This is a genomic window from Algoriphagus terrigena DSM 22685, from assembly GCF_000429445.1.
In the GTDB taxonomy this organism is placed as follows: Bacteria; Bacteroidota; Bacteroidia; order Cytophagales; family Cyclobacteriaceae; genus Algoriphagus; species Algoriphagus terrigena.
Genome location: NZ_AUBW01000006.1, coordinates 126,222 through 153,112, shown reverse-complemented (window position 1 = coordinate 153,112; position 26,891 = coordinate 126,222). Strand labels below are relative to the sequence as shown.

Annotated in this window: 28 protein-coding genes; 5 read left to right on the top strand and 23 right to left on the bottom strand. The window is 49.3% G+C overall.

What is annotated here, in order from left to right:
• Window positions 1-298: 298 nt before the first annotated feature.
• Both fabG and G459_RS0106555 read left to right on the top strand, forming a co-directional pair.
• Window positions 299-1,042, top strand: a complete 744-nt coding sequence (fabG, locus tag G459_RS0106560; RefSeq protein ID WP_026966924.1) for a 3-oxoacyl-ACP reductase FabG — start codon at window positions 299-301, stop codon at window positions 1,040-1,042.
• A 231-nt stretch (window positions 1,043-1,273) separates the two neighbouring features.
• Window positions 1,274-2,254: an alpha/beta hydrolase gene (locus tag G459_RS0106555; RefSeq protein ID WP_026966923.1), complete on the top strand. Its 981-nt coding sequence runs from the start codon at window positions 1,274-1,276 to the stop codon at window positions 2,252-2,254.
• A gap of 43 nt (window positions 2,255-2,297) precedes the next feature.
• Here G459_RS0106555 and G459_RS0106550 read toward each other — a convergent pair whose 3' ends face one another.
• The 10 genes from G459_RS0106550 to G459_RS0106505 all read right to left on the bottom strand — a co-directional run bounded on the left by G459_RS0106550 (window position 2,298) and on the right by G459_RS0106505 (window position 10,099).
• Window positions 2,298-3,452 carry a hypothetical protein gene (locus tag G459_RS0106550; protein ID WP_026966922.1) on the bottom strand — a complete coding sequence of 385 codons (1,155 nt, stop codon included), beginning with the start codon at window positions 3,450-3,452 and terminating at the stop codon, window positions 2,298-2,300.
• Between the two features lie 136 nt (window positions 3,453-3,588).
• On the bottom strand, window positions 3,589-4,050 hold the full coding sequence (locus G459_RS0106545; protein ID WP_026966921.1) for a lipoprotein: 462 nt from the start codon (window positions 4,048-4,050) through the stop codon (window positions 3,589-3,591).
• Window positions 4,051-4,083: 33 nt separating this feature from the next.
• Window positions 4,084-4,908 carry a PAS domain-containing protein gene (locus G459_RS0106540; protein ID WP_026966920.1) on the bottom strand — a complete coding sequence of 275 codons (825 nt, stop codon included), beginning with the start codon at window positions 4,906-4,908 and terminating at the stop codon, window positions 4,084-4,086.
• A 171-nt stretch (window positions 4,909-5,079) separates the two neighbouring features.
• Window positions 5,080-5,415, bottom strand: coding sequence for a HopJ type III effector protein (locus G459_RS0106535; RefSeq protein ID WP_026966919.1), 336 nt, complete (start codon window positions 5,413-5,415; stop codon window positions 5,080-5,082).
• 180 nt (window positions 5,416-5,595) lie between these two features.
• Window positions 5,596-6,027, bottom strand: a complete 432-nt coding sequence (locus G459_RS0106530; RefSeq protein ID WP_026966918.1) for an SRPBCC family protein — start codon at window positions 6,025-6,027, stop codon at window positions 5,596-5,598.
• 51 nt (window positions 6,028-6,078) lie between these two features.
• Window positions 6,079-6,927, bottom strand: coding sequence for a sulfurtransferase (locus tag G459_RS0106525; protein WP_026966917.1), 849 nt, complete (start codon window positions 6,925-6,927; stop codon window positions 6,079-6,081).
• A gap of 66 nt (window positions 6,928-6,993) precedes the next feature.
• Window positions 6,994-7,527, bottom strand: coding sequence for a hypothetical protein (locus tag G459_RS0106520; RefSeq protein ID WP_026966916.1), 534 nt, complete (start codon window positions 7,525-7,527; stop codon window positions 6,994-6,996).
• Between the two features lie 63 nt (window positions 7,528-7,590).
• Window positions 7,591-8,241 carry an NAD-dependent epimerase/dehydratase family protein gene (locus tag G459_RS0106515; RefSeq protein ID WP_026966915.1) on the bottom strand — a complete coding sequence of 217 codons (651 nt, stop codon included), beginning with the start codon at window positions 8,239-8,241 and terminating at the stop codon, window positions 7,591-7,593.
• Window positions 8,242-8,304: 63 nt separating this feature from the next.
• Window positions 8,305-8,886, bottom strand: coding sequence for a YdeI/OmpD-associated family protein (locus G459_RS0106510; RefSeq protein ID WP_026966914.1), 582 nt, complete (start codon window positions 8,884-8,886; stop codon window positions 8,305-8,307).
• Window positions 8,887-8,923: 37 nt separating this feature from the next.
• Window positions 8,924-10,099 carry an MFS transporter gene (locus G459_RS0106505; RefSeq protein WP_026966913.1) on the bottom strand — a complete coding sequence of 392 codons (1,176 nt, stop codon included), beginning with the start codon at window positions 10,097-10,099 and terminating at the stop codon, window positions 8,924-8,926.
• A gap of 254 nt (window positions 10,100-10,353) precedes the next feature.
• Here G459_RS0106505 and G459_RS0106500 point away from each other — a divergent pair, with 254 nt between their 5' ends.
• Window positions 10,354-11,271: an alkaline phosphatase family protein gene (locus tag G459_RS0106500; protein ID WP_026966912.1), complete on the top strand. Its 918-nt coding sequence runs from the start codon at window positions 10,354-10,356 to the stop codon at window positions 11,269-11,271.
• A gap of 78 nt (window positions 11,272-11,349) precedes the next feature.
• On the opposite strand, the gene G459_RS0106495 is transcribed toward G459_RS0106500, so the two are convergent.
• The 11 genes from G459_RS0106495 to G459_RS0106440 all read right to left on the bottom strand — a co-directional run bounded on the left by G459_RS0106495 (window position 11,350) and on the right by G459_RS0106440 (window position 19,402).
• Window positions 11,350-11,784, bottom strand: a complete 435-nt coding sequence (locus G459_RS0106495; RefSeq protein WP_026966911.1) for a DoxX family membrane protein — start codon at window positions 11,782-11,784, stop codon at window positions 11,350-11,352.
• A gap of 107 nt (window positions 11,785-11,891) precedes the next feature.
• The gene (locus G459_RS0106490) at window positions 11,892-12,332 is read right to left on the bottom strand and encodes a carboxymuconolactone decarboxylase family protein (protein WP_026966910.1); all 441 of its coding nucleotides are present in this window, start codon (window positions 12,330-12,332) and stop codon (window positions 11,892-11,894) included.
• A 70-nt stretch (window positions 12,333-12,402) separates the two neighbouring features.
• Window positions 12,403-12,978, bottom strand: coding sequence for a Crp/Fnr family transcriptional regulator (locus tag G459_RS0106485; RefSeq protein WP_026966909.1), 576 nt, complete (start codon window positions 12,976-12,978; stop codon window positions 12,403-12,405).
• A 69-nt stretch (window positions 12,979-13,047) separates the two neighbouring features.
• Window positions 13,048-13,176: a hypothetical protein gene (locus G459_RS30545; RefSeq protein ID WP_281171885.1), complete on the bottom strand. Its 129-nt coding sequence runs from the start codon at window positions 13,174-13,176 to the stop codon at window positions 13,048-13,050.
• A gap of 16 nt (window positions 13,177-13,192) precedes the next feature.
• Window positions 13,193-14,062 (bottom strand): DUF6929 family protein, encoded by an 870-nt coding sequence (locus tag G459_RS0106475; protein ID WP_026966908.1) that lies wholly within the window; start codon window positions 14,060-14,062, stop codon window positions 13,193-13,195.
• 241 nt (window positions 14,063-14,303) lie between these two features.
• On the bottom strand, window positions 14,304-15,584 hold the full coding sequence (locus G459_RS0106465; protein ID WP_026966907.1) for a nucleoside hydrolase-like domain-containing protein: 1,281 nt from the start codon (window positions 15,582-15,584) through the stop codon (window positions 14,304-14,306).
• A gap of 215 nt (window positions 15,585-15,799) precedes the next feature.
• Entirely contained in the window at window positions 15,800-16,564 is a 765-nt protein-coding gene (map, locus tag G459_RS0106460) for a type I methionyl aminopeptidase (RefSeq protein WP_026966906.1), read from the bottom strand.
• Window positions 16,565-16,627: 63 nt separating this feature from the next.
• Window positions 16,628-17,014 carry a VOC family protein gene (locus tag G459_RS0106455; protein WP_026966905.1) on the bottom strand — a complete coding sequence of 129 codons (387 nt, stop codon included), beginning with the start codon at window positions 17,012-17,014 and terminating at the stop codon, window positions 16,628-16,630.
• Between the two features lie 108 nt (window positions 17,015-17,122).
• On the bottom strand, window positions 17,123-17,713 hold the full coding sequence (locus tag G459_RS0106450; protein WP_026966904.1) for an HD domain-containing protein: 591 nt from the start codon (window positions 17,711-17,713) through the stop codon (window positions 17,123-17,125).
• 48 nt (window positions 17,714-17,761) lie between these two features.
• The gene (locus tag G459_RS0106445; RefSeq protein WP_026966903.1) at window positions 17,762-18,184 is read right to left on the bottom strand and encodes a VOC family protein; all 423 of its coding nucleotides are present in this window, start codon (window positions 18,182-18,184) and stop codon (window positions 17,762-17,764) included.
• A 108-nt stretch (window positions 18,185-18,292) separates the two neighbouring features.
• Entirely contained in the window at window positions 18,293-19,402 is a 1,110-nt protein-coding gene (locus tag G459_RS0106440) for an FG-GAP repeat domain-containing protein (RefSeq protein ID WP_035455321.1), read from the bottom strand.
• Window positions 19,403-19,650: 248 nt separating this feature from the next.
• Here G459_RS0106440 and G459_RS0106435 point away from each other — a divergent pair, with 248 nt between their 5' ends.
• Entirely contained in the window at window positions 19,651-20,622 is a 972-nt protein-coding gene (locus G459_RS0106435) for a GlxA family transcriptional regulator (protein ID WP_026966901.1), read from the top strand.
• Window positions 20,623-20,723: 101 nt separating this feature from the next.
• Window positions 20,724-21,731, top strand: coding sequence for a DJ-1/PfpI family protein (locus tag G459_RS28880; RefSeq protein WP_211234388.1), 1,008 nt, complete (start codon window positions 20,724-20,726; stop codon window positions 21,729-21,731).
• A gap of 166 nt (window positions 21,732-21,897) precedes the next feature.
• On the opposite strand, the gene G459_RS0106425 is transcribed toward G459_RS28880, so the two are convergent.
• Both G459_RS0106425 and G459_RS0106420 read right to left on the bottom strand, forming a co-directional pair.
• Complete coding sequence (locus G459_RS0106425) at window positions 21,898-25,050, bottom strand: PVC-type heme-binding CxxCH protein (protein ID WP_026966900.1); 3,153 nt, start codon at window positions 25,048-25,050, stop codon at window positions 21,898-21,900.
• A 324-nt stretch (window positions 25,051-25,374) separates the two neighbouring features.
• Window positions 25,375-26,877: a RagB/SusD family nutrient uptake outer membrane protein gene (locus tag G459_RS0106420; protein ID WP_026966899.1), complete on the bottom strand. Its 1,503-nt coding sequence runs from the start codon at window positions 26,875-26,877 to the stop codon at window positions 25,375-25,377.
• Window positions 26,878-26,891: the final 14 nt, after the last annotated feature.

Sequence of the window (26,891 nt, the reverse complement as noted above, 5' to 3'; positions counted from 1 at the left end):
CATGAGAGAGACTGCACCGAACCGGTTTTTCTTTTCGGGAATTATTTTTTATCGATTTATTTTCAATCGGATTTGGTTTGCCGGGCCACAATGGATTTTTTACTAAAAAGCACTCCAGACCGCGAAGGAATGGGATTTTGTGCGGAGCAGGGTCAATCCGGTGTCGAAGATGGAGCTAGGTAAGATCTGTTCGTCGTCGGAAATTTTTTATTCAGCCGTCAGGCATTACCTTAAAACAACCGAAAGGCAATTGCATGCCGGGGCGGATTTTACAGTAACAGATTCAAGGAGATACAAGATGGGTAAACTGACAGACAGAGTAGCGATCATCACGGGGGGAGCAAATGGTATTGGCCGGGCGACGGCTATCCGATTTGCAAAAGAGGGCGCAAAAGTCATCGTCTGGGATGTTCAAAAGGCGATGGGTCTTGAGGTAGTCGCTCTGCTAAAAGAGATGGGGCTTCCGGCTGTCTTTAGGGAAGTAGATATCTGTAACACGGCCTCGGTGAAAAGTGCCGCCGAAGAAGTCGTGAAAGAATTTGGCCAAATCGACATCCTCATCAACAATGCGGGGATTGTACGGGATGCCAGTCTGCTCAAGATGACCGAGGAGCAGTTTGATCTGGTCTTGGACGTCAATCTGAAAGGCGCCTTCAATTGCACCAAAGCCGTTGCACCCTACATGGTTGCCCGTGGGTACGGCCGAATCGTCCAATCTTCCTCCATCGTGGCTCACTACGGAAATTTTGGCCAGACAAATTATGTCGCCGCTAAGGCAGGGGTTGTCGGCATGACCAAGGTTTGGGCACGGGAACTGGGGCGAAAGGGGATCACCGTCAATGCGGTCTCACCGGGATTCATCGCCACGGACATGATTGCAGGCATTCCCGAATCCATTGTCAAAAGCATGAGCGAGAAGATTCCCCTGAACCGTGCGGGAACCGCCGATGAAGTGGCAAATGTGTATCTCTTTTTGGCTTCGGACGAAGCAAGCTATGTCAATGGCGCGGTGATCAATGTCGATGGAGGCTCGGTGATATAGGATTGAGAGATCAAAGACGGTAGGATAAATCCTGACATGGGACAATGCCGATTGGCTACCGAAGGGAAGTATATTGTCAGATTAGTAGAACCAATAACAAAACACCCAAGAAAATAACCATGAAATGCCCATGAGAAAGGCTTTCCTAACGAGGGGACGATTATTTGGGGCATTCTCCCGAATCAAGTTCGGGACAGGCTATATGGCCTTTAAAAAGCAAATCATAATCATATGAAAAAAACGTTCAAAATCCTCTTCTACCTCGTCCTGCTGCTCATCGTGGCGGCGGTGGTTTTGGCCTTTTTTCCCGTAGAATCCAAGACGAACCACGCGGGGATTTCGGAAGAGCGGGCGACTGTACTTCGGGATGAATTCACCGATCCTCACCATGTGATCACCACCTCCGATGGCGCGGAGCTGTTTCTCCGCAGGTGGAATCCTGACAGTATTCAGTCCGATAAGGCCGGGGTCGCGGTGTTGATCCTTCACGGAATCACTGCCCACAGCGGTGCATATGACATGGCAGGGCAGCCTTTCTCCGAAAGCGGATATACCACATTTGGCTTGGACTACCGAGGACATGGCCTGTCGAGCGGCAATCGCGGCGATACTCCGGGCACTGAGCGATGGATCGAGGATATGGCCGAGGCGGTGCGATACATCAAGGGGCTTGGCTTCCCGGAAGTGGTGGTCATGGGACACAGCCTGGGAGTAGCGTCGGCAATCTGTGTGGCACGGGTCGTGCCGTCCGAGTTGGCGGGATTGGTGCTGCTCTCAGGAGCGTATGAAGGAAAGAAGGGAGTCTCGAAAGAGCCTTCCCTGTTAGATAAGGCGACATTCTTTGCCAGTGCGGTTTTTCGGCCATCCCATCAGTCCTATGAATACTACCGGGAGGGGATGACCGTGACCCAGGACAGTCTGTTCAACCTGAGATATGCTCCGAGGTTTTTGATGATGCTGGATGTGAAGACGCTGGTGCTGCCGACGGATCTGAATATCCCCGTTTTGGTCGGAATTGGAGACGGCGACGAACTGTTTGCCGTGGACAAAGTCCGGGAGTTTTACGATCTGGTGCCGGGTGACAAAAAGGAGTTTGTCGTCATGCCCAACACGACCCATGCCGTCATTCCACGGGAAAGTTGGATGATGGTCGTGGACTGGCTGGATCGAACCTATGCGGATTCGACCACGATCCAGCCGACGTCGGAGTAAGCGAACGTCGGCTGGGACAGTAGGTCGATGACCGGGCCGCGGCTCAATCCACTTTCAACTTCAACTTATACAGGATAATGCCATCATCTTCGGTTTCTGACAAGCCCGCCACTTTGGATACCACGATTTCATCCGCTTTGTTGACGACGATGTTGTAATTGCTGGCAATGGGAAACGGGATATTGCTTGCCAATTGATTGAAATCCTTGTCGAAGATAGCTGCATAGTGCGGGTTCATTCTTCTTTTGCTCAGTCCACCGTCTTTCGGATCGCCGAGTTCGGTTATCTGCGCCTCTGAGAGGCCTTTGTTGTACACGGCGATGTAATACTCTTCTGTCACCAGGACGTTGCTTAGATTCCCGATACTTTTTTTCCCGTTTTCTGCAAAAAACCGTTCGGCTTGGTCGAGCGGAACGGGTGTATAAGGAATCCAATCAGGGATGTTTACTTCTACAGTCTTTTCATGGACAAATCGGTCGCCTTCTTTGTTATAGACATACAATCTCGGTTCGAGCCACATACTGAGCAGCAGTTTGTTTCCATCCAGCGTGTAGACCGGAACCGGAAAGCCGTGAACCTGATCTCCAAGCAGGGGGGAAGTCTCCGGCAAGCTGAGAACACCCAAGGTGTCCCCGGTGGTCTTATCCTGGGACTCTATGATCGGAAGCCGATACATTGCCTGATAGAATTCCCCTTCTTCCATTTTGACGGCGAGTGTTTCCGGCCAGGGCTTGGGGTAATAGATCTTGTTGCCGGACTCAAACACCCCTAGCTTGGGATACTGCATAAAGACCTGATAAGGATATGGAATCGTGATTTCCCCAACTTTGGAAGAATCCTGGAAGCGATAGTAGCCCTTTGGCGGATTGAACACTGTGACGTCTCCATTGAAGTAGCCCAGTCCCATCGCTTGGCTGACGGGGGCAACTCCCTCCTCGCTAAACTTGTGATGGTTGAGGATCTTTCCTTGCTTATCCACCTCTAAATATTCGTAGTAGACGTCCGTAGAGAGCAGGTATTTGTCCGCTTTGGGATCATAGTCCATAAGCATCATGTCCCCGAGGAAATCTACCTGAATTGAGTCGGTGATCTCCAGGGAAAAGGTCTTGGGAGCGGAACTGCTTTCTTTGTTTTCTCCGCAGGAAAATAGGCCGATAGCCATTGCGCTGAGCGCGAGTTGAGTTAGGATGGGTTTCATTTGAAAAATTTAGGGTTGAAAAGTAATGGTGTCAATTGCATGATTATCAAAATCATTTCTAAAAAACTAAATTTCAACGAGAACCACAACTAAACAGAATGTTTTAACATTCTCCCGAACCTTTCCGGGCGAGCCTTTATTTCACTTTGACGTACTTTTCGATAATCATCTGATCCACTCCGAGTTCTGGTATCTTCTCGACACCGGTCTGAATCAGCGTGTCCTGCGAGATCGACACCGTAAATTCAAACTGGTTCCCTTCCCATTCCCGGAGGGTAAAGTACTCCAGCTGCTCGGTGTAGGCGTTCCCCTTCAGCGTATAAGTGCCTGCTCCCGCCGCAAACACAGCTGTTGAATCCTGGCCTTTACTCAAGTCATGACGGAAAAAGCTGAAGTGGGTGTCGTTGAAGATCTTGATGAAGCTTTGGTTGACCGTATAGTCGACGACGATGGTGTCGGCACCTCGAATCGTGGTTCCCGAGATCAGTTTCCAGGTGCCGATCAGTGGAATTTTGACATCGGGACTTTTTTCAGAGGGCATAGGAGAGCAGGCTGTCAAAGCAAGGACTAGTAACAGGATGGGGGTGATTTTTTTCACAGGGTAGAAAGGGACTTGAATGTGTAGATGTTGTTAGGCGGGGTTGGTGTTCATCTTTTGGGAAATATCTCTCAAAGCGTGGTCGAGCTCGTCGGCCGACACTTCCAAGTTTTGGATTAAGTCGAGTTTTTCCTTTGGATTCAGATTTTCTGGGTCTTGCAGCAGGCTGCTGATTGCCATGATGCGGGCAAGCGGAGCCCGTACGAGATGAGATTGTTCGGAAGCTAGCTCCTTCAGTTGTGCGTTGTAGGCTTCCAGTGCTGTCAAGTATCGAATCTCTTCGGTGATGTTTTGGAAGGCGACGATATATCCCGAGCCCTCGTTATTACTGGCCTTTATCCTCATTCCATAGCCCCGGACGATGATCTCCTCACCGCTCTTTGTCCGGACATGTTTATTGAACACAAAATCGCCCAGTTTGGTGGCTTTGGCTATGGTCTCCAATGCAATGTCATCTTGTGGTCGCCGGTGTTCGGGAGTGTAGTGGTTGATCATTTTCCCGATCATTTCGTCGGCGGAGTATCCTGTCATGGTGAGGACATTACTGCTCACCTGGGTAAAGATGCCTTCGGCATCGAATTTTAGTATGCCCAGATTTGGGTTGGAAAAGACCAACTCTAGCTCGAGCTTGCGTCGGGTGAGGTTGTCTGCCAGTTTTCTGATAAGAAAGTAAAGCATCAGACACGTGACGATAACATAGAAAAAGCCCTTGTAAAGTTGAAATCGCGACATTCCCCGGATGTTGTCCGTGAAGATGTATCCCGCCGCTTGGTCGCTGAAAAAAATCCATGCGACTCCGACCACCAGATAGGTTAGGCAGATCGCCTTGGGATTGTTGATGGAGAATAACCTAGACATAGACCTTTGCTAAAAACTCCGATGAAAATACCGGAGGCCTATGAAAATTGCGAAAAATGTTTGGGATAATAAGCGTTTGCTTTCAATATGCTATGCTTCTCCTGAAGCAGCATTCAGGGGACGAATGGTCCTGCCCCGATATCAATCGGGGGAGAAGCAGGACAACGGGAATCATTTGGCCTTCAGCGCGTCGCCGTCAAAGTGGATTCCCTCCCAGCCTTTGAGCATAAAGCTCCGGATGTTCTGATGATCAGTGCCATCTGGATTGCCCAGTACGTCGACCCGATAGTAGTCACCGAACAGCGCCAGGGTCTGCTGGGCGGTGAGTAAGTTTAGCTTCGCAAAGGAAAAAATCTTGCAGCTGCCGTTGTTTTGCCCCGCTTCGTTGACGATGATTCCGTTGGTAAAGCGCGTGGGGGTAAACTCGTAGTGTTCGTCGATATAGGCGATGACTTCGGGGAAAGTGATCGTCTCTGGATGCTCTTTGATTGCTTGGAACAGTTTCATTTCAAAAGGGGATTTTACTGCAAATTCGTTTTTTTGATTCAGAAGGCCGCCCTATGCGGGCTTTTTTTGCCGACTGCCGACAGGGTTTCATTCGCACTTGGCTGGTTTTGTAGATCGTTTATCTGTCTTTCCTGTTTCGCAGCAAAGATGAAAGGTCTCCGTCTTTTCAAGATCGAGCGGTTATTTCTTGATGATCTTTTCCACGATCTTATCGACCGTAGCATTCCATCCGTCTTGGTATCCATGAAGTGAGGATGGATTGAGGTTGGCATGGGTGAGCGTTAGTCGTGTTTTTTCTCCTTCAGGCGTGAATTCGACCGATAATTCTGTGACGTGCCCTGGTTCACTTTCCCATTCCCAAGTACAGTGGAGTCTTGATTCTTTAGTGATTTCCAGATATTTCCCAAAGGCCGCATGCGTAGTACCATCGGAATCCTGAAATGCAATTCGGTAGTGACCTCCAAGTGTCAGATCCATATCGACGGAAAGCACTGTGCCCTTGGGATCGGAGCCAAACCATTGCTGTATAAACTCCGGCATGGTCCAGATCTGCCAAACGAAATCTACGGGAGCGTTCAGTAAGCGCTCAATGACTACCTGGTTGTTATTCATCTTTTATTGCTTTTGGACTTTTTGCAAATGGTAAGAGGGCCCGCGGTTTTTTCAACCTGTCGCCATCGGCATGTCATTTCTGGACCATTCGCTCCAGGAACCGACATAAAGCTTGGGAATCTCAAGCCCTGCTGAGGCAATCGCCAACAGCGTATGGCATGCAGTCACTCCCGATCCGCAGTGGACGATGATGTTTTCAGAATCCTTGCCGTCAAATATGCCCTGATATTTTGTTTGCAACTCCTCCGGAGAAAGGAGAAAGCCCTGTTCATCAAGGTTTTCGGAATAAGGCACGTTAACCGCGCCGGGAATATGTCCGGCGACGAGGTCGATGGGTTCTGTTTTTCCGAGGTATCGATCGTGGTCTCTGACATCAATCACGAGATGACTGGGATTGGTGGAGACCGCTTCGACCTCGGCAAGGTCGGCGATAGGGAGAATCCATCTTTCAATGGGATAAAGTTCTGTTTTAGCTGCTGTTTCGATTCCTTCAGTTACAGGAAATCCGTGCCGCTCAGCTTCCTCCAATCCACCGTCCAAGACCTGCGCTTTTTCGTGTCCGACGGCCTTCAGCATCCACCAAAATCTCGCGGCGGCATTGGAGCCGTTGGTTTCATCATAGATCACGACATGACTGGCGGGCGAGATGCCAAGCTCGGCAAGTGTCTTAGAGAAGTTGTCGAGGGTGGGCAAAGGATGCCGCCCACCTTCTGACAAATCGGACTTGATATCGGCCAGCTGCGTGTTGAGATCCACAAACAGGGTTCCTTTCAGATGTCTCTTCGCATAATTTTCCTTGGCATTTTTCGAGTTTGTGGCATCAATCAGTATGATTTTTTCAGATTGAATCAGCGCTGGAAGGTCTGCCGCTTGCAGGATGGGAGAAAGGTTTTGGGTCATTGTCTAAAATGGGATTCTGATTTTTGCAACGCTGTCCGTGAAGTTCCAGTCGTATCGAAGTGGTTACTATTCTCCATCTTTCAGCCAATTCCGCGTTTTTCGCTCCCTCTTGAGGCGCTCCGATTTGGCTTTGACCGACATCTTGTCGCGATCGGAGTCGAAGAACATGTGGCGCTGTGTCAACCATGAGTCCTGCCGGATCATCATCCCGTCAAACGGACAGCCCGGATGTCCGCAGTTGTGTTTGGAATGACTTCCGAAGTTGCGGTGTTTGATCTTTTTGTCGGAAAGGATACGTTCTTGGTTTTTTCGGATGTCGACCCAAAGCTGCCATTCGTCCGCGACCGTCAGTTCCTCACCCAAAGTAATCAGTTCAAAATAGGTTCGGGGGTCCTTTAGCTGCAGAAAATCGAAAGTCTTGGCAAAAGTTTGGTTGGCGTAGTCGCGGACTTCCAGTCGGTCCGCCAAGTCCAGATTTTCGTTTTCGCAGATTGAGCGATAGAGGCCCAGCGTATTGAAATCAGAATAATCCCCGTGGCGGTCAGTAAAGTGGAAATATTCAGCTTTGCTGAGCTCGTTGAATTTGCGGTCGATCTTCATAGGATTTCTTTAAGATTGGAAAAGATAGTGAGCTGGCGAAATTTTTGACAAGCCAGATTGATTTTACCTTCCCAGTCTCTTAATATCCCCAATCTCCAGCACCTGCTTGGAATAGCCTTCCGTCACCGTCTTGATCATCGCCCGGCCGACTTCCTGCAGGGTGAGTGTCTTTCGGGGAATCAAGTAGGGTAGGATTGCGATCAAAGGTTTAAAGAGCGCCTTGACGTTCTTTTGTCCTGGAAAGGGTTTCATAAAACCCGGACGGAAGTTATACTGACCGCGGAAAGGCAGTTTCATGAGTTCGTTTTCAGTCTTTCCCTTTACTCTTGCCCACATCGAGCGCCCTTTTTCGCTGCTGTCGGTCAGTGTTCCGGTGACAAAGTCAAAGACCATCGCTGGATTGAGTTCCGCCAGTAGCCTCGCAAAATGCAAGGTGGTCGTCTGCGTGATATGCGTATAGTCCGCCTCGCTCGTCCCAACTGAGCTCACCCCCGCGCAATAGAAGCAGGCGTCAAACCCGGTGAGTTTTTCCCGATGGGAATCAATCTGCATGAAGTCCGCAACCAACAGCTCCGAGTATTTGGGGTGGGAAATGGCGTAGGGCTTTCGGCTAATGCTAAGCACTTCGGAGACTTGGTCGTTTTGTAGGAGCTCTAAGAGAACGCCTTCGCCGACCATTCCTGTCGCGCCGGTAAGGATGATTTTGAGGGGCATAGTCAGTGTGGGTTAAATAGATGAGAGAATCCAATCTACGGATTCGGCGCAATCAGGTTGGAGTTAATCCTTCAGACCCCTGCCTTCCAAGATCGCAGGAACGCACTTTTCGATGCGGGATTCGCGGGTTGTGGATTGCTTCGGCTGGGAAAAGTGAAACAGATACGCCCGTTGCCTACCCGGTGTCAGACTTTCAAAAGCCACGCGTAAGGCCTGATCTGAGTCCAGTTTCTCCTGAAATTCCTCCGGCACCGCGTACTCCTCCATTTTCTTGAGTTCGACTTTCAAACCCGCTTTTTCGACCTCGATAGCCTCGTAGATATGAGCTTTGATCCAAGCTTCCTGTTCCAGGATTTCCTTCAGCTCCTGAAAGCGGATCTGACGGGCAGCCTGCACATTCTCGGTCTGCTGGATGAGGATGCCGTGCGTGTCTTGGATCAATGCCCCTTTGAAAAAGAGCAAGGCGCAGTATTCCTTAAAGACGTGGATCAGGACGACGTTGGCAGAGTGAAACGTGTAGCAAGGGCATCCCCACTTGAGCTCCTCGACGAGTCCAGAGTCGAGCACGATTCTTCGCAATTGGATGATTTCTTTTTCCCATCGTTCGTTGGTGGAAAAGTAAAAGTCAGCCTTGGGATTGGTCATGGGTTTTGAATTTTGGTTGTCTGCGAGTATCGGGGAGTTAGGGTTTGTGTGCAAGTGTTTTTTTGCGAAGTAGGGCATAAAGCCCCAATACTGGCCCGATGGCAAGCAGTAAATAAATGTACTGTGGATTGATCTTGTCGGAAAAGAATCCAAGGAACTGGATGCTGACGATGGTAATGGCAAACCCGATGCAGTTGACGATGGTGAGTGCGGTGCCTCTCGATTCTTCCGGCGCATTCTTGGCGACCAAAGTCGAAAATAACGGCGAATCAGCAACTACCGTGGTCCCCCAAACAAACAGAAATGCCAATAGCACAAAAGCTGAATCCGCAAATAAAAACAGCGGAGACATAAGGCAGCAAACACACGAGAGAAGCAGGGAGCCGGTGGCTGTTTTCTTTGCCCCAAATCGCTGAGAGATGAGCCCGCTCACGACGCAGGCGATCCCCCCGGATCCGATGATCAGGAAGGAAAGCAACGGAACATTGAGCTGGGCGGCGGGGTAGCGGCTATTGTAGGCGAGAAGCATGATCGGTACAAAAGCCCAAAAGGTGTACAGCTCCCACATGTGTCCAAAGTATCCAAATGCGGCGGCGCGAAAATCCCGCTGCTTAAATCCCTGTAAAAACGCAGTGAATTTTGGCTTCTGCCCCCGCTTTCTGAATGGTCCGTCAGGAACAAATATCATGACGGCTAGTCCGCCAATAGCCGACAATATCGTGGTCAAGTAGAGGATGTATCTCCAGGGGAAACCCAGCGTGAGATCTTTCAACAAATGCGGGAATGCCGTGCCCAAGACTAGGGCGCCAACTAGGAAACCCAATGACTTCCCCAGCCCGGCTTGATAGTGGTCGGAAGCGATCTTCATCCCGACGGGATAGATTCCCGCAAGGAAAAAGCCAGTCAAGAACCGAAACAGAAGTATCTCTCCAACCTCGACCCCTGAGAGCGTGATGCCGAGGTTGAAAAGTCCTGCCAAAAGCGAACTGATGAAAAATACAAGGGATGGAGAAAAGCGGTCTGAAACGGTGAAGATGGCGAACACCAAGGTTCCGGCGATAAATCCAAACTGAATCGCGCTGGTCAGATGCGTCAGGAAAATCGGGGCAAGATCGAAGTCCCTGACCAAGTCTCCGATGACCGAATTGCCGGCAAACCAAAGTGACGTGCAGAGAAATTGGGCAACCACGATGACTGGTAAGATTGATCTCATTTGATGTGCGTGTTAGTCATCTCTAGCTCTTCTTCTTTTGGGATAAATAAGATTTCTTTGTGGACAATTATAAAGATTGATTTACTCCCGTAATATCGAGAATTTCGACTTTTCCCAGCCAGTCAACCGCGGCAAAACTATTCGGACGGTTTGGTTTTTTTGTAAGTGAGGGCTATCATTATAACTAGCTTGTTAAATATTTAGGCGTCCACCAAAAAGTAAACTCTTTCATATCTCCGAATTTCAAAACCTGTATGAGAAACCTCAGTTCCTTATTTTTCATTTGTCTCATCCTTGTGGGACTGTCCGGCTACCGGCAGCCCGCCAAGCCGAGAAGAGTAGTAATCATCGGAATAGACGGATTAAGCGTCGACGGTTATAAAACCGCCAAGCATCCCAACCTGGACAAACTCATGAAGGACGGCATTCTCTCGATGAATACGCGGACAGTGATGCCCTCTGTGACCATGCCCAACTGGACCAGTCATCTGACTTCCGGTGGCCCGGAGCAGCATGGTGTCACGAGCAATGAGTGGAGGATCGACAATCAGAAATTTCCTCCGATTGAAGTGGATGAAGCAGGCTACTATCCCTCAATCTTCAAGATTGTAAAAGAGCAAGTTCCCGGTGTAAAAACCGCTTTTTACTACAATTGGGCCGAACTGATCAATTCCTTTAACAAAGCCTATTTCGATGAAATTGGTTTTGAGCAGAATGACGGGTATCTGCAAAATTACAGCAAAGCCTATGACTTTATTGTTGAAAATCAGGATGATCCAACCTTGGTTTTTCTCTACACGGTCCATGTGGACCATGCAGGGCACGGGCATAATTGGATGTCCCCGGAGTACATTAAGGCGACAGAAGATGCGGATTTGGAAATCGGCAACTTCATCGAAAAGCTGAAGGCTTCTGGCCACTATGAGGACACCAACTTCCTGCTGATCAGCGATCATGGCGGGAACCCAGCCTCAGGACACGGTGGACTCAGCATCGAAGAGATGGAGGTGCCTTGGGGAATCACCGGGCCTGGAATAGACAAAAACCAAGGACTCAAAGAGCCTAACAGCAATGCCAATACTGCCGCAGTGATTGCCGAAATCTTCGGCTGCCAGGATCTTCCAAAGTCTTGGATTGGCAAAGTGCCGAGTTCGATCTTTGAGCAAAAGTAAGTGGAGGACAGGCCGCTCTTTTGCTGCTGGAATTGTTTTGTCTTCCCTGTTTTGGAGGCAAGCTTTGCGACCGGAGGATTAGCGTTTCGCCGGGCCGCCAATCAAACTGTCCACTTCCAGGTATTTTTTATTCAGGGTGCCCAGCGCAAAGGCCGCTGCAGCTGCGGCGTACACCGAATAGTCCAAAGGAGCTTTGGCACTCAAAGAAAAAGTCATCGCCAAGGCAAACACTAACAACAAAATCCCGCTCAGCTTGGCGAAAAGCTCGGTCTTGAAGCCGATCAGCAAAGCAAGTCCAAACACTACTTCGGCCACTGTTGCAGCGATTGCCGCCGGCGAGACCAGGGACGCGGGCAGCCAGGGGTTGATCAGGCCGGTATAGTCGACAAAGCTTTGCCAGGTCCCCCAGACGGAGATGTCTGCAGGATAAAGTCCAAAACGGTCTGCCACGGCAGAAAGAAAGCCAAGTGCCAAGGCCAGCCTGAGGAAAAGTTTGACGAGATGTTGATTCATGGTGAGAGGATTGAAAGATTGAAAATAGCCAAAAGATCTTCTGTAAACAGGAATAGGCTGAATCTCCCCCGGAAATCCAGCCTATTTTTAAGCTAAACGTTTTTGAGTTATGCCGGAATCGGCTTAAGAGTACTTACCGACAGTCTGTTCCAGGCGTTGATCGCAATGATGGCCATGATCGCTTGGGCGAGGTAGTTTTCGCCCAGCAGCTGAACAGCTTTTTTGTAGGTGGCGTCGCTCAGTCCCTTTTCGCTGATCAGGGTGATTTCTGCAGTGACCTTGAGCAGGATTTTTTCCTCCGGGGTGAACAGCTCCGTCTCCTCCCAGGCGTTGAGTAGCAGAATCCGCTGAAGATTTTCTCCCTGTGCTAAGGCATCCTTGGTATGCATGTCGATGCAAAACGCACATTTATTGATCTGGGAAGCACGGATCTTGATCAGCTCCTTGTGGATGGATGTGAGTTCCGATTGCTGGAGATACTTCTCGATTGGGAAAAGTGACTGGAAGCCTTTTGGTTCCACTTGATCGATTTGCAGTCTAGTTTCCATGGTATTTGGTGTTTTTGATTTATGATACACCAAAGGTATTTCACCCTTTTCCCAAAAAACTTGAACTGGATTAAGATCGTCTCTTCGCTCGCAGTTTGCTGAGATACTCCGGTGTCAGGCCGAGGTAGGTGGCCAAGATGTACTGGGGCACGCGCTGCACGAAGTAGGGGAACTGTTCGCTGAAGTTGTAGAAAACCTCTTCCTTGGAGTAGGTGAAAAGATACTTGATGCGGGTTATGACCGCGCCGTAGCCGATCTCATACATCTTGCGAAAGTAGGATTCCGTAGCCGGGTGTTCCACAAGCAGGGCATCATACCGCTCTTTGGAGATGCTCCAAACCACCGAATCCTCGACGGCCTGGATAGTCGAGTCTGTCATTTTCTTTTTGTAAAAAGCCTGGTAGTCGCTGATCCACCAGTTTTCCAGCGCGAATTGGACGGACTTTTCGACGCCTTGCCGATCCGTAAAAAAGGCATGGACGCAGCCTTTTTCCACAAAAAACAGGCGATTGCAGATCGTATTTGCCGGAAGTAGAACCTCTTTTTTGCCGACTTCCAAGCGCTCGAAATACTCAGGGATTTGTGCTTCGAGTTCGGGTGTCAGCGAAATGAACTTGCGAATATGGTCGAGGAGCGAGTGAGGCATTGGAGGACTTTTTGGAAATAGAGCAGCTGCACGTTGATCCAAAAATAGGCAAGAATGGGATTCGGTCTGCTATTCTCTCAGCCATTTCCATCGCTCAGCCCAGTCGAGGAGGAATTCATTTCGCCATCTTTGGATGGTCTTGCCGCCTTGCAGTCTGCCGTCAAAGACCGCCGGATCGCTATGGATGGCTTCGTTCAAGATTTATGTTTAATTTTTACCATTGAAGTAAACCGGTTAAAAGTCTTGAGTTGCCTTTATCATCATCTGTAACAAGAACAACTTTTGTTTCCCCGGATGAAACTTCTTTTTCAACGGTTACGGATTCTACTTTCAAATTTGTTTCTGTATTGGGAACGTGACAATACTCAAAAGATTTACTGATGGTATTATTTGAGATGTCTATGATACCAATTAAACTCCCTAAGATTTCGCCATCATCATAGGCGTTGTCAGTGTCTTCCACGGAAGCGGTGAAAATGATTTTTGGCTCGTCTGTCAAAGCCGTGGCACCCGAAAAACCCGCTTCAATCCCGTTGATATTTGGCAGGGAAAATTGCCTGATTTCCGGTCGGGGAAAATCAATCCCATCGCTCAGGTATGCTAAGAAATCTTTGTATTCAAATCGTATAATCAGATTTGGCTTACGATTAAAAAGGAATAATTGGTTGTTACGAAAAGCTGTTGCCTCAATGTTTAACTCAGAATCCTCGAATATGGGCAATTGGATTAGCTTTTTGTAAAAATCTGAGATATCGTACTTCTCGATTTTCAAAGAGTCTTCCAGTAAGATTCGTAAAAAAATATTCCGTTGAGGTGACTTAGAACCCGATCCAAAGACAACGATCTCATTCTTGTCAATCAATTCCAGCGCTTCAAAGTCCGGTTTTTCAGATTTAAGTATTCTCTCTGAAAAATCAACAGGTTCCAGAAGGGGCGTTTTGGAAATGGTTTTGAATTCGCTATTGAGGGAGTATAAGAAGGGAGAGTCATCCCCAACCACGTAGTAAACCTCACCCGACTTTATAATTCCTGATCCACTGGGAATCTTCTCAAGCTGTATCTCATCCACAATGGCAATCTTCATATTACAATGGGTTCAAGCAGGAGTAATGTAGGTACTGTGAGATGGGATTTCAAAAGGTCTAAGATTAACATTCGATTCTTGACTATTCCAAGTTTCGTTCTTTTATAAGTTCTTCCAAGTCTTTACTTCTTTTGTTTTTCGGGTCATTAACCAGCTTGTAGATAAAATACAAGGGAATTACAGTGACCATTCCCCAACTGTTCTTTGCAAATACTGTAAAAGATAATCCCCGCGAACATCCTCATTCCCTCAGCCATTTCCATCGCTCGGCCCAGTCGAGGAGGACTTCATTTCGCCATCTCTGGATGGTCTTGCCGCCCTGCAGTTTGCCGTCAAAGAGCGCCGGGTCGCTGCGATCGCTGTACCAGTTTTCTCCGAGCAGGTAATCATTCGGGTTGGCTTTTCCCGGCCAAAGATTGGATACTACCAGTTGCCCGTCTGACTCCGGAAATCCGGGAACAGAGGAAGTGAAGTGAAAAGTGAGCGTCTCAGCTTGCTTGGGAGCGTACTGAAGTGCGTAGACTCCCTTTCCCAGATAGTAGCCGGGCCAGGTTTGCTTGGAATTTCCATAAGGTACCTCCATCCAAAAGACTGCAGAATCTGCCGGTACGTTGATCTTCGGGCCCTGGAAGCGAAACTCCGCCGTCGTACAGAAGGCCACCGTGTCGACAGTCGTCGTGGGTCGGTCATAGACTACCCGTGCACTTCTCCGGATCGGTTCAAAGCTTCCTCCCCAGCTTTCGCCCTCGGGATCCGCGGGATCGCCGTGCATCAGGTAGAGCAGGGACGGGGTGTCTCCCATCTTGATTTCCCCGTCGTAGTATTTCTTGAAATCCGCCCCCAGATGGCCAGCACCTTGTATGTATTGGCGATAGTAATCGGTGGTTTGGATCACATCGGGCGCCTGATTGTCAGAGAAAAAGCCATAATACGAGGAGTTGACCTCGATCATCCAGAGGTCTGGGAAGTTGGCGGCAATGTAGACGTAGGCATTGGCACTCCACTTTTTGTTGGGACCGCCGATCCAGTAGACACGGATATCTTTCTGAATCTCCGGGGCGTTATGTAGCGCCTGAGCGACGTCTTCGAGGCCTCCCCAGACCAGGACCCAGAGCGGTCTCCCGTCTTCTTTTTTCGCAGTCTGAATGATCCAGTCGGAGCCTTCCGTGGAGGAAGTGACTCCTGCAAACGGCGCTGCGCCTTTTCGTCCCTGCTTGGTCACACTGCGGAGATACGTTGGACTGGCAAAGCCGGATCGGTGTTTTTCCAGCTTTGGGAGGTCTTTTTCGTAGAGATCAATCATGCGAAAGATCTCTGCCGTACTACCGCTTCCGTATGACGGGGAAGAAACCAGTCCCTCAATATCGAACCTATCCGTGTACATCAGCAGATGGGCCATGCTTTGGTTGTCGTCGGGATCGGTGCCGCCGATATCTGTGCTGATCAGGATGCGGGGTTTTGCGGATTGTTGGGCCTGTAGAAAAAGGGGAAAAAGTAAAAACACGATCAAAAGACAACGCATAGCTGGCAGGAAAAGGATAGAAATACGGATTAGGGTTTCCTCTAAGATACGTGCCGAATCGCAAGGCCGTGTCCTGTGCTTTAGGACTGGGAAAGCTGATTGATATCAAACGCTGCCTGTCGAACGCCGAAGAAGAAATGTCGAACGTATTGTCTTATCAGTGAATTGGATTTGAAAAAACAGACAATAAAAAAAGGTGTCCGTAAGTGTGTTTCTCAATCCAAGATCTGATTCTTTTCCGTCAGGATAATAGGCTTGCCGTCAGTGACTACAAGTGTATGCTCGTGCTGCGCCATGTACCCGCCGCGATCGCCGACCATGGTCCAGCCATCATTGAGGGTGACTGCGTAGGTTGAACTGGTCGAGATAAACGTCTCAATCGCGACTACCGAGTTTTTCCTGAAACGGGTCAGATTGTATTTGTCCCGGAAGTTTGCGATTTCGGATGGCTCCTCGTGCAGACTTCTGCCGACGCCGTGTCCGGTGAGGTTTTCAATCACTTTGAATCCCCTTCTTTTGGCTTCGGTTTCCATCAGATGCCCTACCTCCGAGATCCTCACGCCGCCACGTATGTTGCTGATTGCTTTCTGAAGAATTGCCTTCGAAGCGTCTACCAGTTTTTGGTGTCCGTTTCTGTCTTCGCCGATGACGAAGGATGCGCCATTGTCTGACCAAAAGCCGTCCAGTTCTGCCGACACGTCGATGTTGATCAAATCGCCGTCTTTCAAAATTCGCTTCGCAGAGGGAATGCCGTGGCAAAACTCATTTCCAACACTGATGCAAGTCCAGCCCGGAAACTTGTACGTCTCATAGGGCGCGGACTTTGCGCCAAAATCTTTTAAGATACCTGCGCCGTACTCGTCCAATTCTTTGGTGGAGATACCCGGTCGCGCATAGTTTTTCATCTCCCGGAGCGTGTAAGCGACGGCGTCACTTACTTTCTTCATCCCAAGCAATTCTGATTCTGTGGTGATTGACATAGCGTTTTTTATTCTGACAGAACTTCAACCGAGCGCATTTGCATTTTGTTCCGATCGGTGCTGTTACATGTAAAAGACGTTGAACTTATGACCGTCAGGGTCCTTGAAGACAAAGCCATAGTATCCCGGACCAAATTCTTCGGCTTCTGAAACAATCGTTCCGCCTGCTTTTTTCACCTCTTTCTCCCAGTCGTCCACTTCCTCTTTGCTGTCAGCCGACAGGGTGAAGATGATCTCATTTCCCTTGCTTAGGTCGGATATCTCTCCTTTGACGTTGGACTGCAGCACGTCTTTCAAGAAGAAATGGATCACAAAATTATTCTCGCCGAAGAAGAAACTGGTCAAGTCCTTAGATGCTCCGTTGGATTTGAAGCCCAGTTCGGTGTAAAACTTGGTGGTCCGAGCCAGATCTTCCACGGTTAGGTTTGCCCATATCGCTTTTGCGTTCATGGTGTTTTAGTTTTGGGTTTCGGTTTCAATTTCCTTTGCTAAAAACGCCGACTCCTCTTTTTGATTTTTAAATGTCCGTTAGGAAGGGGACTCTTGCCGGTATTCGTTTTATTTTTTCAAGATTCCTTTTTCGACGCTCTCGTTGATCAGATTCTCTGCATAGTCCCAGATTGAGCTCGAACCGTCTTTTATCACTTTCTTTTTTTCGTAGACTTTCGTGTAGTTCACTCCAAATTCTGCCCAAGTCCCGCCTTTATTTGAAGTGTTTTGAAGTAGGGGTTCCAGTCGGTCCATGGATCTGGCAAATTTGGCTTCGTTGGTTTCGCCGTTCTCAAACTCTTCCCACACCGCAATGAATTTGTCGGCCTGTTCCTTGGGAAGCATTCCAAAGATCCGGTTGGCAGCCAACCGTTCTTCGTCTGTGTTGGAGTGTTTTTTTGCAGTGTCGTAGATGAAGGTGTCGCCTGCGTCGATCTCCACGATGTCGTGTATCAGCACCATCTTGAGCACTTTCAAGACATCAATCGGCGCGTCGGCGTGCTCCGCCAAGACGATTGTCATCATGGCCAGGTGCCAGCTGTGCTCCGCGTCGTTTTCGTTCCGGTCGCTGTTAAAGAGTTTGGTCTTCCGCTGGATGTACTTGACCTTGTCTATCTCTTTGATGAAATTGATCTGTTGAAGGAGCTTGTCTGTAGGCATGGGACTGGGGTTGAAAAGCGGTTTGATGACGCTTATTCTGTTTTTTTATCAATCTTCGGGTAGGAATTCAGGATTGTAGACTATCTCCCATAAGTGTCCATCTGGATCTTGAAAGTAACCGGCATATCCACCCCAAAAAGTTTCTGACGCAGGTTTGATTATTTTCGCTCCTGCTTTTTCAGCAAGTGACATCACTTTATCAACTTCATTCTTGTCCTGGACATTATGTCCAATGGTGAATTCTAATGAAGAAAAGTTTTCGAGTGGAAGCTTTGTGTCATTCGCTATGCTTTTTCTGGGCCAAAGTGCCAATCTTAAACCACTTTGTAAGTCGAAGAATGCAACGGCACCATATTCAAATTCCTTTCCGACAATTCCGTCGGTTGAAAGTCCGAGCCCATCTTGATAAAACTTAACTGATTTTTCCAAGTCAGTGACTCCCAGTGTCAGCACTGAAATTCTCGGTTTCATACGCTATCTTATTTATAGTTTTTGACTATGCTGCTTTCCAAAGTCCGTTCTCTATTTCGACCCATTTTCTGAAATTCGGATCAAAGACATTCTTTTTTAGGTTTAGCCTCACTTCTGCCAAAATACCGCCAGCCCGTCTTTTCCCGCGACGGCGATGTCGAGCTTGCCGTCTTGGTTGAGGTCGGTCACGGAGAAGTAGAGTCCGGCTCCTTTTCCCACCCCAAAAGGCCCGTAGCTGATCACGTTTTTGACAAAGTTTTTGCCGTCCCACTTGAAGTAGTACAGACCGATCTCGTCCCATCCACCAGGGTCTTTTCCGTTGTGAGCCCGGTAGCGCTTGCCTGTGACGAGTTCGTTTTTACCGTCTCCGTCCAAGTCCACCCATTCCATGGAATGATATTGAGACTGATACGGATCGATGTCGTGGCGGACGAATTCGATCTTGTCCCCGTCGGCGACCTGCTCCATCCAATACAGCCCATAGTCATGGCCGTTGCCGATGATCAGGTCGTTTTTACCGTCACCCGTCAGGTCGGTCACGATCACCGGTACGCTCAGATCCTTGAATCCGTCCAGCGGATGGAAAGCCCACTCTCCGGTTCGCAAGTCCGCGGGAGCTTCGTACCATCCCATGGAGCTGATCAGGTCTCCAAATCCGTCTCCGTTGATGTCACCGAAGCCCAGTCCGTGGCCCTGGGTTTCGAATACTTCGTATTTTTCAAACTGGTTTGGCCCGACCCATTTGTAGAACGCCAGCGGTTTACGGGGTGTGTTGGGTACGATCTCCAAGGTGCCGTCGCCGTCGATATCCCAGGCCCGGGTGGATTCGATGTTGCCTGTCTCGGCGATCAGATGTTCCTTCCATTCCCCGTTGTTTCCGGGGTTTTCCTTCCAGATCAGTTTTCCCTCAAACCAGCCTCCGGTCACAAAATCCATCTTCCCATCGCCATTCACGTCCATGGGGATGGTCGAAAAGTCCTCGTAATATTCCCCATATCGCTTGACCTGACCGATCAGAAACCGCTCCTTAAACTCTGGACCTTTGTACCAATAGCTACCCGAGACCAAGTCGGGATGGCCGTCCTTGTCCACGTCAATGGCTCCGACGGATTCGTTGCTTTCGAAGGCGATGAGCTGCTTTTCGAAGCTGGGTTTTTGGGTTTGGGAAAAGGAAAAAACAGGAAGAGCTAGTGCTAGGAGAGTAAGGCGAATTTTCATTTACGATTTTTGATTTATGAGGAGATAAAGTCTTCAAACTTCCCTTCCAACGGGATCCTTTGAAAAATTATTGAAAGGATTTGGAATGTTTCATGAAGGCATGATTGGGTTGGAATGCAAAGAAAGGAAACACGGACAATCGAAGGTTAACAAAATTAGAAAATGAGCTGTCCTGATCTGTATGTTTTGGAAAGCTGGAATTGGACAATCCCCAAATTCCGATTAAACTTCACGGAATTTTCGACAGCATGCACGACTCTCCAGTCCAAAAATACCGGGTATTTTTCGCAGTTCCCCCAAAAGTCCATCTCTTGGATCTCTGCGGACCGGCGCATGCCTTTTACGAAGCCAAGGTGCTTGACCCGGCTATTGAGATCTTTTTCGTCTCTCTCAACGGTAATTCGGAGGAGCGTTCGAGTCCGGGTTTGGGCATAAGCAGCTTATTGGATTTCAGGGACTTTGAGCTCGGGTCTTCTGATTGGTTGATCATCCCTGGACTGGAGTCTGAGGTCTATTTCCGTGAGGGATTTTACCAGACCATTCAGCCTTTTTTGGACTGGGTACGACTTCAGGCCGGAAATGGTGCCAAGGTTTGCTCGGTGTGTACTGGGACATTTCTCCTGGCTAATGCCGGAGTGCTCGATGGGAAATCCTGCACCACTCACTGGAAATACCGCGAGGTCTTCGAGCGGCTTCACCCCAATGTACGGCTGATGGCTGACCGGCTTTTTGTCAAAGACGGCAACATCTACTCCAGCGCCGGAGTGGCCTCGGGGATTGATCTCTCGCTGTTTCTTTTGGAGGAGGTTTTTGGGTCATTGTTTGCGTTCAAGGTAGCTAAGGAGATGGTGGTCTTTCTACGCCGAATGCCAAATGACCCGCAACTGAGCGTCTTTCTCCAGTTTCGGAATCACCTGGAAAACCGTGTCCACCAAGTCCAGGACTTGATGGCAAGTCATCTGGATCAGCAGCTTTCTTTGGAGGATCTGGCCGAGAAAGTAAATATGAGCCCGCGAAATCTCAGCCGGCTTTTCAAGAAAACGGTGGGAATCACTTTGGGAGAATACCGGGATAAACTTCGTTTCGAAAAGGCCCTGCAACTTTTGGACAGTGGGGAAAAGGTAGAAGTCACCGCGCTGAGTTGCGGATTGAAAAGCGCCAATCAGCTTCGGTCCCTACTCCGAAAATACCGGGACCTTGTTCCCCCAAACTTGTCCTGATCCTGCGTACGCTTGTCCTTTTATCCCAAGCTTGTTGATTCTAGTTTTGGGAAAAAAATCAGGATATGGTACGGCTTTGCTTTTGGATACTTATGGGGACTATGATTCAGACTTCTCTTTTGGGGCAAAGTACAGGTGACAGTCCGGCCTATGTCTGCCCTCCGTGCGGCAGTGCCTGTGATGCTTTGGTTTTTGACAAACCGGGCACCTGTCCCCATTGCAATATGATTTTGGTGAAAAAGAACCAGATCAAAAAGATTGCCTTCTACCTTCAGGATGGGGTAGAAGTCTTGGATTTTGCCGGACCGATGGAGGTGTTTTCCTATGCAGGATATGAGGTCTTCACTGTCTCGAAGACCAAAGATCCGATCAAATCCCAAGGTGTGTTGAAAGTCATCCCGGACTATTCAATCGACGATGCGCCAAAGGCCGACATCCTGGCGTTTTTTGGGGGAAATGCTGGCCGGGCATACCAGGACTCTGCTGTGATCGATTGGATTAAAGGCCAAACTGAGGTGAAATACCACTTTTCGGTCTGTACAGGTGCTTTTATGCTAGCCGAAGCGGGGATCTTGGATGGGATGAAAGCCACTACTTTTCACAATTCGCTGAACAGCTTGGAACAAAATTATCCTCAAATAGAGGTGCTTCGTGAGGTTCGTTTTGTCGACAATGGGAAGGTGATCACCACCGCCGGAATCTCAGCCGGGATCGATGGAGCGCTGCATCTAGTAGCCAAATTCCAGGGATTGAATGCGGCGAGAAGGACGGCTTTTTACATGGAGTATGATAATTGGGTGCCGGGCGATGGCTTGGTACTTTCAGGCGACAACCCTTACGACGTCGCTTTCTCCGGTCCGGAACTGGCCGGCTTCGTCGGAAGCTACTCGCATAAGGGAGACGGTGTCTTTGAATTGACTTTGAACCCTACTGACCAGACGCTCTATGCCAAGATCCGCGGCGTAAACTATCCGATATTTCATGAGTATGGGGACGTGTTCACCGACGTGGAAGGAGGAGAGCCGATCTACTTCCAACGGGGAACAGACGGAGCCATCACTGGATATAAGGTGGAGGCTGAAGGGGAGGTTTTTGAGAAATTGAAATAGGCATTCTGTACCTTCTGAACCTTTCAGATCCACCAATTGAAGGGTGCTTTTCAAAAAAAAATCCCCCTAGCGGTTAACTAGAGGGATTTTTTTTCATTTGATAGTATGGGACTACTTATTCAACTTTTTACAATAAAGAACATCCCTCATCATGCATCCATCATCCCTACTTCTCCATCGGATGCACTTTCAGAAGCTCCTCAGGGCTGTAGAATCCTTCCTTGGCCTTGACTTCTTCCCGAATCTGTCTTACGAGCTCAGGAGAAATCGGTGACGCCTGATTGCCAAAGGAGTTTCTGACATAAGTCAATACTGCTGCCACTTCGCTGTCGTCGAGCATCCCTTCGAAAGGCGTCATCGGCACCTGTCCTGGGTAGTCTTTGCCCGATACATTGATCGGGCCCATGATCCCCTTGAGGACGATCTTGATCAGCCGCTCCGGACTGCCAGTCACCCAAGGTGTGCCGCGAAGCGGAGGGAAGCCGGATGCACTCAATCCGCCGCCGTCAGTCTGGTGGCAGGTGGAGCAGAATCCTTCTCTGGCGTAAATCTCCTTGCCCAGGACAAACAGCTCTCTTTCAGAACCCGTCAGGGAGGATTTGACGTCTTCTTCTTTTTTCTCCCTGACGGAAAGTCCGTTCAGGTGGGCTACGGCAGTTTCCAGAGTTCCCGGAATCCAGGTGTTGTCTTTTGGTTGTTTCTCAGCCTCTGCCAAGATCGGCAGTCCTACTTCCCGCGGCAACCAAGACGCAGCCGCGATCGCCTCCATTCTCACCCGGCCGTTTAGATCTTTTACCGCCGCCATGAGCAGTTCGGCCTGATCTTTCACCTGATGACCCGTGTAGCGGAGTACCCGGGTAGCGGCAGCTCTTGCACGGTAGTCTTTGGCTGCCAGGACTTGCTTCAGCAGATCCTGATCCACCTGGTTGATCCCCCAAGTCACCCAGAGGCCTTCCAACAGGTTGTGCTCGTAGTTTGGATCGTTCTTGTCAAGAGATTTTGTCCAGCTTTGCACGGCAGCAAAGACCTCCGCTTTGTCCCGGCCACGGAGCTCGCGGCGGGTGCGGTAGCGGGTTCGATACTCTGGCTGTTTCAGATTTTCCAGCAATTCAGAAATGCTGGCACCGTCAATCTTCGCTGGTGTAAGCAAAGGTCTTGAGGGATAGGTCACCCGATAGATTCGGCCGTGCACGTGATCACGCAGCGGGTCGCGAGCGTTGTGCTGCATGTGGCCGATTAGGATATTGTGCCAATCCACCACATAAAGCGAACCGTCTGGAGCGATCTCCATATCCACCGGGCGGAAGTTGCGATCCGTGGAAACGATGAGGTCTTGTTTCCATTTGGTGACAAAGCCGACAGTGTCTTCAATGACTTGGTGCTGTTTGGTTCCCAAAAAACCGATGGTATTGTTGATGATCATGTCGCCTTGGACATCATCCGGGAAGTGACGGCTGGTGATAAACTCCAAACCTGAAGTAGGACGCACGAGATGGTCTTTTTCGATCAGATTTGGACCCTTGAAGTTGCCGTTGCCATAGCGTGGCAAAGTCGAACCCGGGAGCATCCAGTTGACATTGGGGCCGGAAGTCTCTGCGTAGAAGTTTTGCCCCCAGTCGTCAAAGGCGATCCCCCAAGGGTTTGGAATACTCACCTGATTAACTCGCTCAAGTTTGTGACGCTTCGGCTCGTAGCGATAAAAGCCGCCGTTAGTCGCTCTCACCGGGCCGTAGGAAGTTTCCACATTGGTATGGAGAAATACTCCCTCGGCCATGTAGATGGCTCCGGATTCATCTGTGGTAAAGGCCGAGATGGCGTGGTGCGTATCGTGGTCGTCAAAGCCGCTCAGTAGCACTTCCTTGCGGTCTGCTTTGTCGTCTCCGTTTTCATCGATCAGCAATACCAGGTTGTTTCCCTGTGAGACATACACGCCCTCAGGAGCGATTTCGAATCCTACGGGGATGTGCAGATTGTCTGCGAAGGTGGTCTGCTTGTCAGCCTTGCCGTCTCCATCGGTGTCTTCGAGGATGATCAGCTTGTCCTCGGGACGTTTGTCTCCGGGCTTGTAGTGCGGATAGCTTGGCATGGTGGCAACCCAAAGTCGGCCTTTGTTGTCAAAGGAAAGCTGCACCGGATTGGCCAGGTCTTTAAACTCGTCTTCGGAAGCGAATAGTTCGATCTTGTAGCCTTCGGGAACTTTGATGGTCTTCAAAGCTTGTTCTCCGTACTTATACTCCAAGCTGCCGTTTGCTTCGGGATTGTAGTTGGTTTCCACTTCCGGAAGTACGATGGTTTTGGCATCGGCGGCGGCGAGATCTTTCACTTTGCCGGACGTAGACTCCCAGATGGCGGTGTCGCGGATGGCAGTCATTTGGCGGATTTTCTCCAGTTCAAAAGGATAATTGTCCGGGCCAAACGGATCGTAACGACGGCCAAAGACATGGACGCCGTTGGGGATTTTGTAGTCGTTGATCCACATCCAGTTTTTCTCCATGACTGCCTGATGGATGAGGTCCCGGTTTGCGCTGGCTTTGCGATCTGCCTCGCCAAAAAGCTCGTCTGCAAGAAGCTCTGACAGTTTTTCGTAACCCTTTTCGTTCAGTTGTGTGCCGTCGATCGTCAACGGCTCGCTGGAGTCTGCATACCATTTTCTGCTCGCAGTAAAGGCGTCGACGAAGACGAGCTCATGCTTCACGGCAAGCTCATGCATGGCTTCGGTGTATAGCTCGAGATTCTCGTTTTCTGCTTTTCCGTTAGGCACATCCACGATCTCGCTGATGTCTTCGAAACTTATCGGAGAAACCAGCGCGAGTTGAGGCGCGGACTTGCCATTGTATTTCTGCGCCTTGGAGTGGAGGATCCAGGCTTCCAGTTCTGCTTTGAAGTTTTCCAGTCTGTCTTTTCCTTCAAAAGACTCATTGAAGCCAAAGAATCCGATCACGATGTCAGCCTGAAGCCGGGTAAGCCACTGATCAGGTTTTTCCAGATGTCCTTCGCTGCCGGATGGAGTGGCGTATTCCACCTGAAAATCTTCGGCTCCCGGAAAAGCCCAGGGGTCATTGGTGCCAGATCGGGGACGGAATCCGGGAGTGTCGCCCGGATCGCTGAGATTCCTTATATACAGGGTACTGTCCGGATACCGGAGGTGCATCTCCGTTTCGAAAAGCCCATACTCCATCATGCGGGAGCCTAGGTTGTTTCCGACCAGTGTGATGCGGGAGTTTTTCCGGAGTTCAAGGGTTTTTTTGGGAGTACATTGAAAAATAAGAAGTCCCAGCAAAATAGGGACTAGTAGGTTCTTGATGGGGTTTTTAAACATGAGTTTGTTGGATTGTTACTTTTGATTTTAGTGCCAAAAAGTTTTCCTGGTTTCCGACGATGATGTTATGTCTTTTTTTATAGAAAAAAAAGGCTGTTGTATGTCAAGGCCTTTTTTGAAATCGCGGGAGGAGATTTTTTTGCGCCGCCGTAAGGGGTCCTCAACTTTCTTTAGCCGGCTTTTCCCTTCAAAGGGTAAGAGGGTCTTGTCATTTCAGACAAAACCCTCTTTTTGAATAGTTTTCCGTCAGGCCAGAACGATAACTTTTGTCAGCCTGTCCCTTTGAAATAGTTGAAGGGAGGGAGGACGTTTTTTCGTGTTCCGTTAGTAGCCGGGGTTTTGAACCAGCTTGGGATTGTTTCTGACTTCTGCAGTCGGGATCGGGAATAGCAGCTCTCGATCACTGACAGTAGGGCCGTAGACAAATTTGTGTCCCACGTAATCCTCAAACTGGCGAGTGGTCACGTTAAACCCCTTTCTAATCCTCACCATGTCAAACCAGGTTTTGTTCTCATAAGAGAGTTCATGAAATTTTTCTCTCCAGATTGCTTCCCGCAGCTCCTGCTGGGACAGTCCGCTCAGGGGAGCCAATGCCGCTCTTTCCCTGATTTTGTTCACCGAAGCATAGGCGTCGGCATTCGGGCCATTTGCTTCGTTGGACGCTTCGGCGTGGATGAGAAGTACTTCGGCAAAACGCAGGATAGGCCAGTTCAAAGAACTGCTTCTGGTATTGGTTTGGGCTGTTTCATCAAAATGCTTAAAGAGATAATAGTCCCCCAGTTCTAGGCTTTTTGTGCGGTCGTCCCTGAGTGTATAGCTGGTATAGTAGAATTCTTTTTCCGCCGCTCTTTTGTCTCCGGATTCATAGGATTTTACAAACGCTTCCTGAGCAAAGATTCCGCCTGTTTCCTCACTGTAGTTGGAGATCCCTCTATTGTACGGGATGATCGATACCTGCCAGCTGGAAGGGAGCACATAGGCCACATACTGAGTCATGAATATATTCTCGCCCAAGTTTTTCATGGCTGGATTATGGAGACTGTAGTAGGTGTCAAACAAGGAAAACGTGTTCGAATCAATTACTTCCTTTGCCTTGGAGGCAGCCAGGCCGTAGTACTCGTTTCCTTTTTGGAGTGGATATCCCGCCATTGTCAGGTAAACTGAGGAAAGCAGTGATTTGACAGCCCCCATCGACACCCTGCCCGAGGCATCTCTCCAGGGTAATCCGGATTTTTCAGCTTCTTGGAGATCGGCCACGATCTGATCATAGACTGCGGCCGGGGCTGCTTGTTCGGGGTAAAGGTCTTCCGAGGTCAGATCGATGGGGTCGGTAATTAATGGGATGTTGCCAAAAATCTGGACCAGATTGAAGTAGTAATACGCTCTCAAAAAACGCGCTTCGCCCAATAGCTTGTTCTTTGCCGTTTCGTCCATGGGCACATCCGGGATCTCGGCAATGGCGACGTTGGCGTTGGCAATGCCGAGATAGAAGCTGGTCCAATAGGTTTGGCCGTAGCCATTGTCCGAGCTGTTGTCGAGGTTCATGATCAAAAGGCTGTTTTGCGCCTGGCCCAGTTCGGTGTCCGCAAGGCCTGTCGCAAATTCAGTCATCATCCAAGGGCCACCGCCGAAGCCGCTGGACATGATGGGTTGTAAACTCTGATAGATCGAGTTTACCGCGCTGGTGGCATGCTCCGGCTTGGTGAAGTAGTTGTCAAGGGTAAAATTCGATTTGTCCGATTCATCCAGGAAATCCGCGCAGGATGTGACTCCTATCAACGAGGACAGGAAGACGAATTTTCTTATATAGGATTTAGTTGTTTTCATTTTCTGGGGATTTT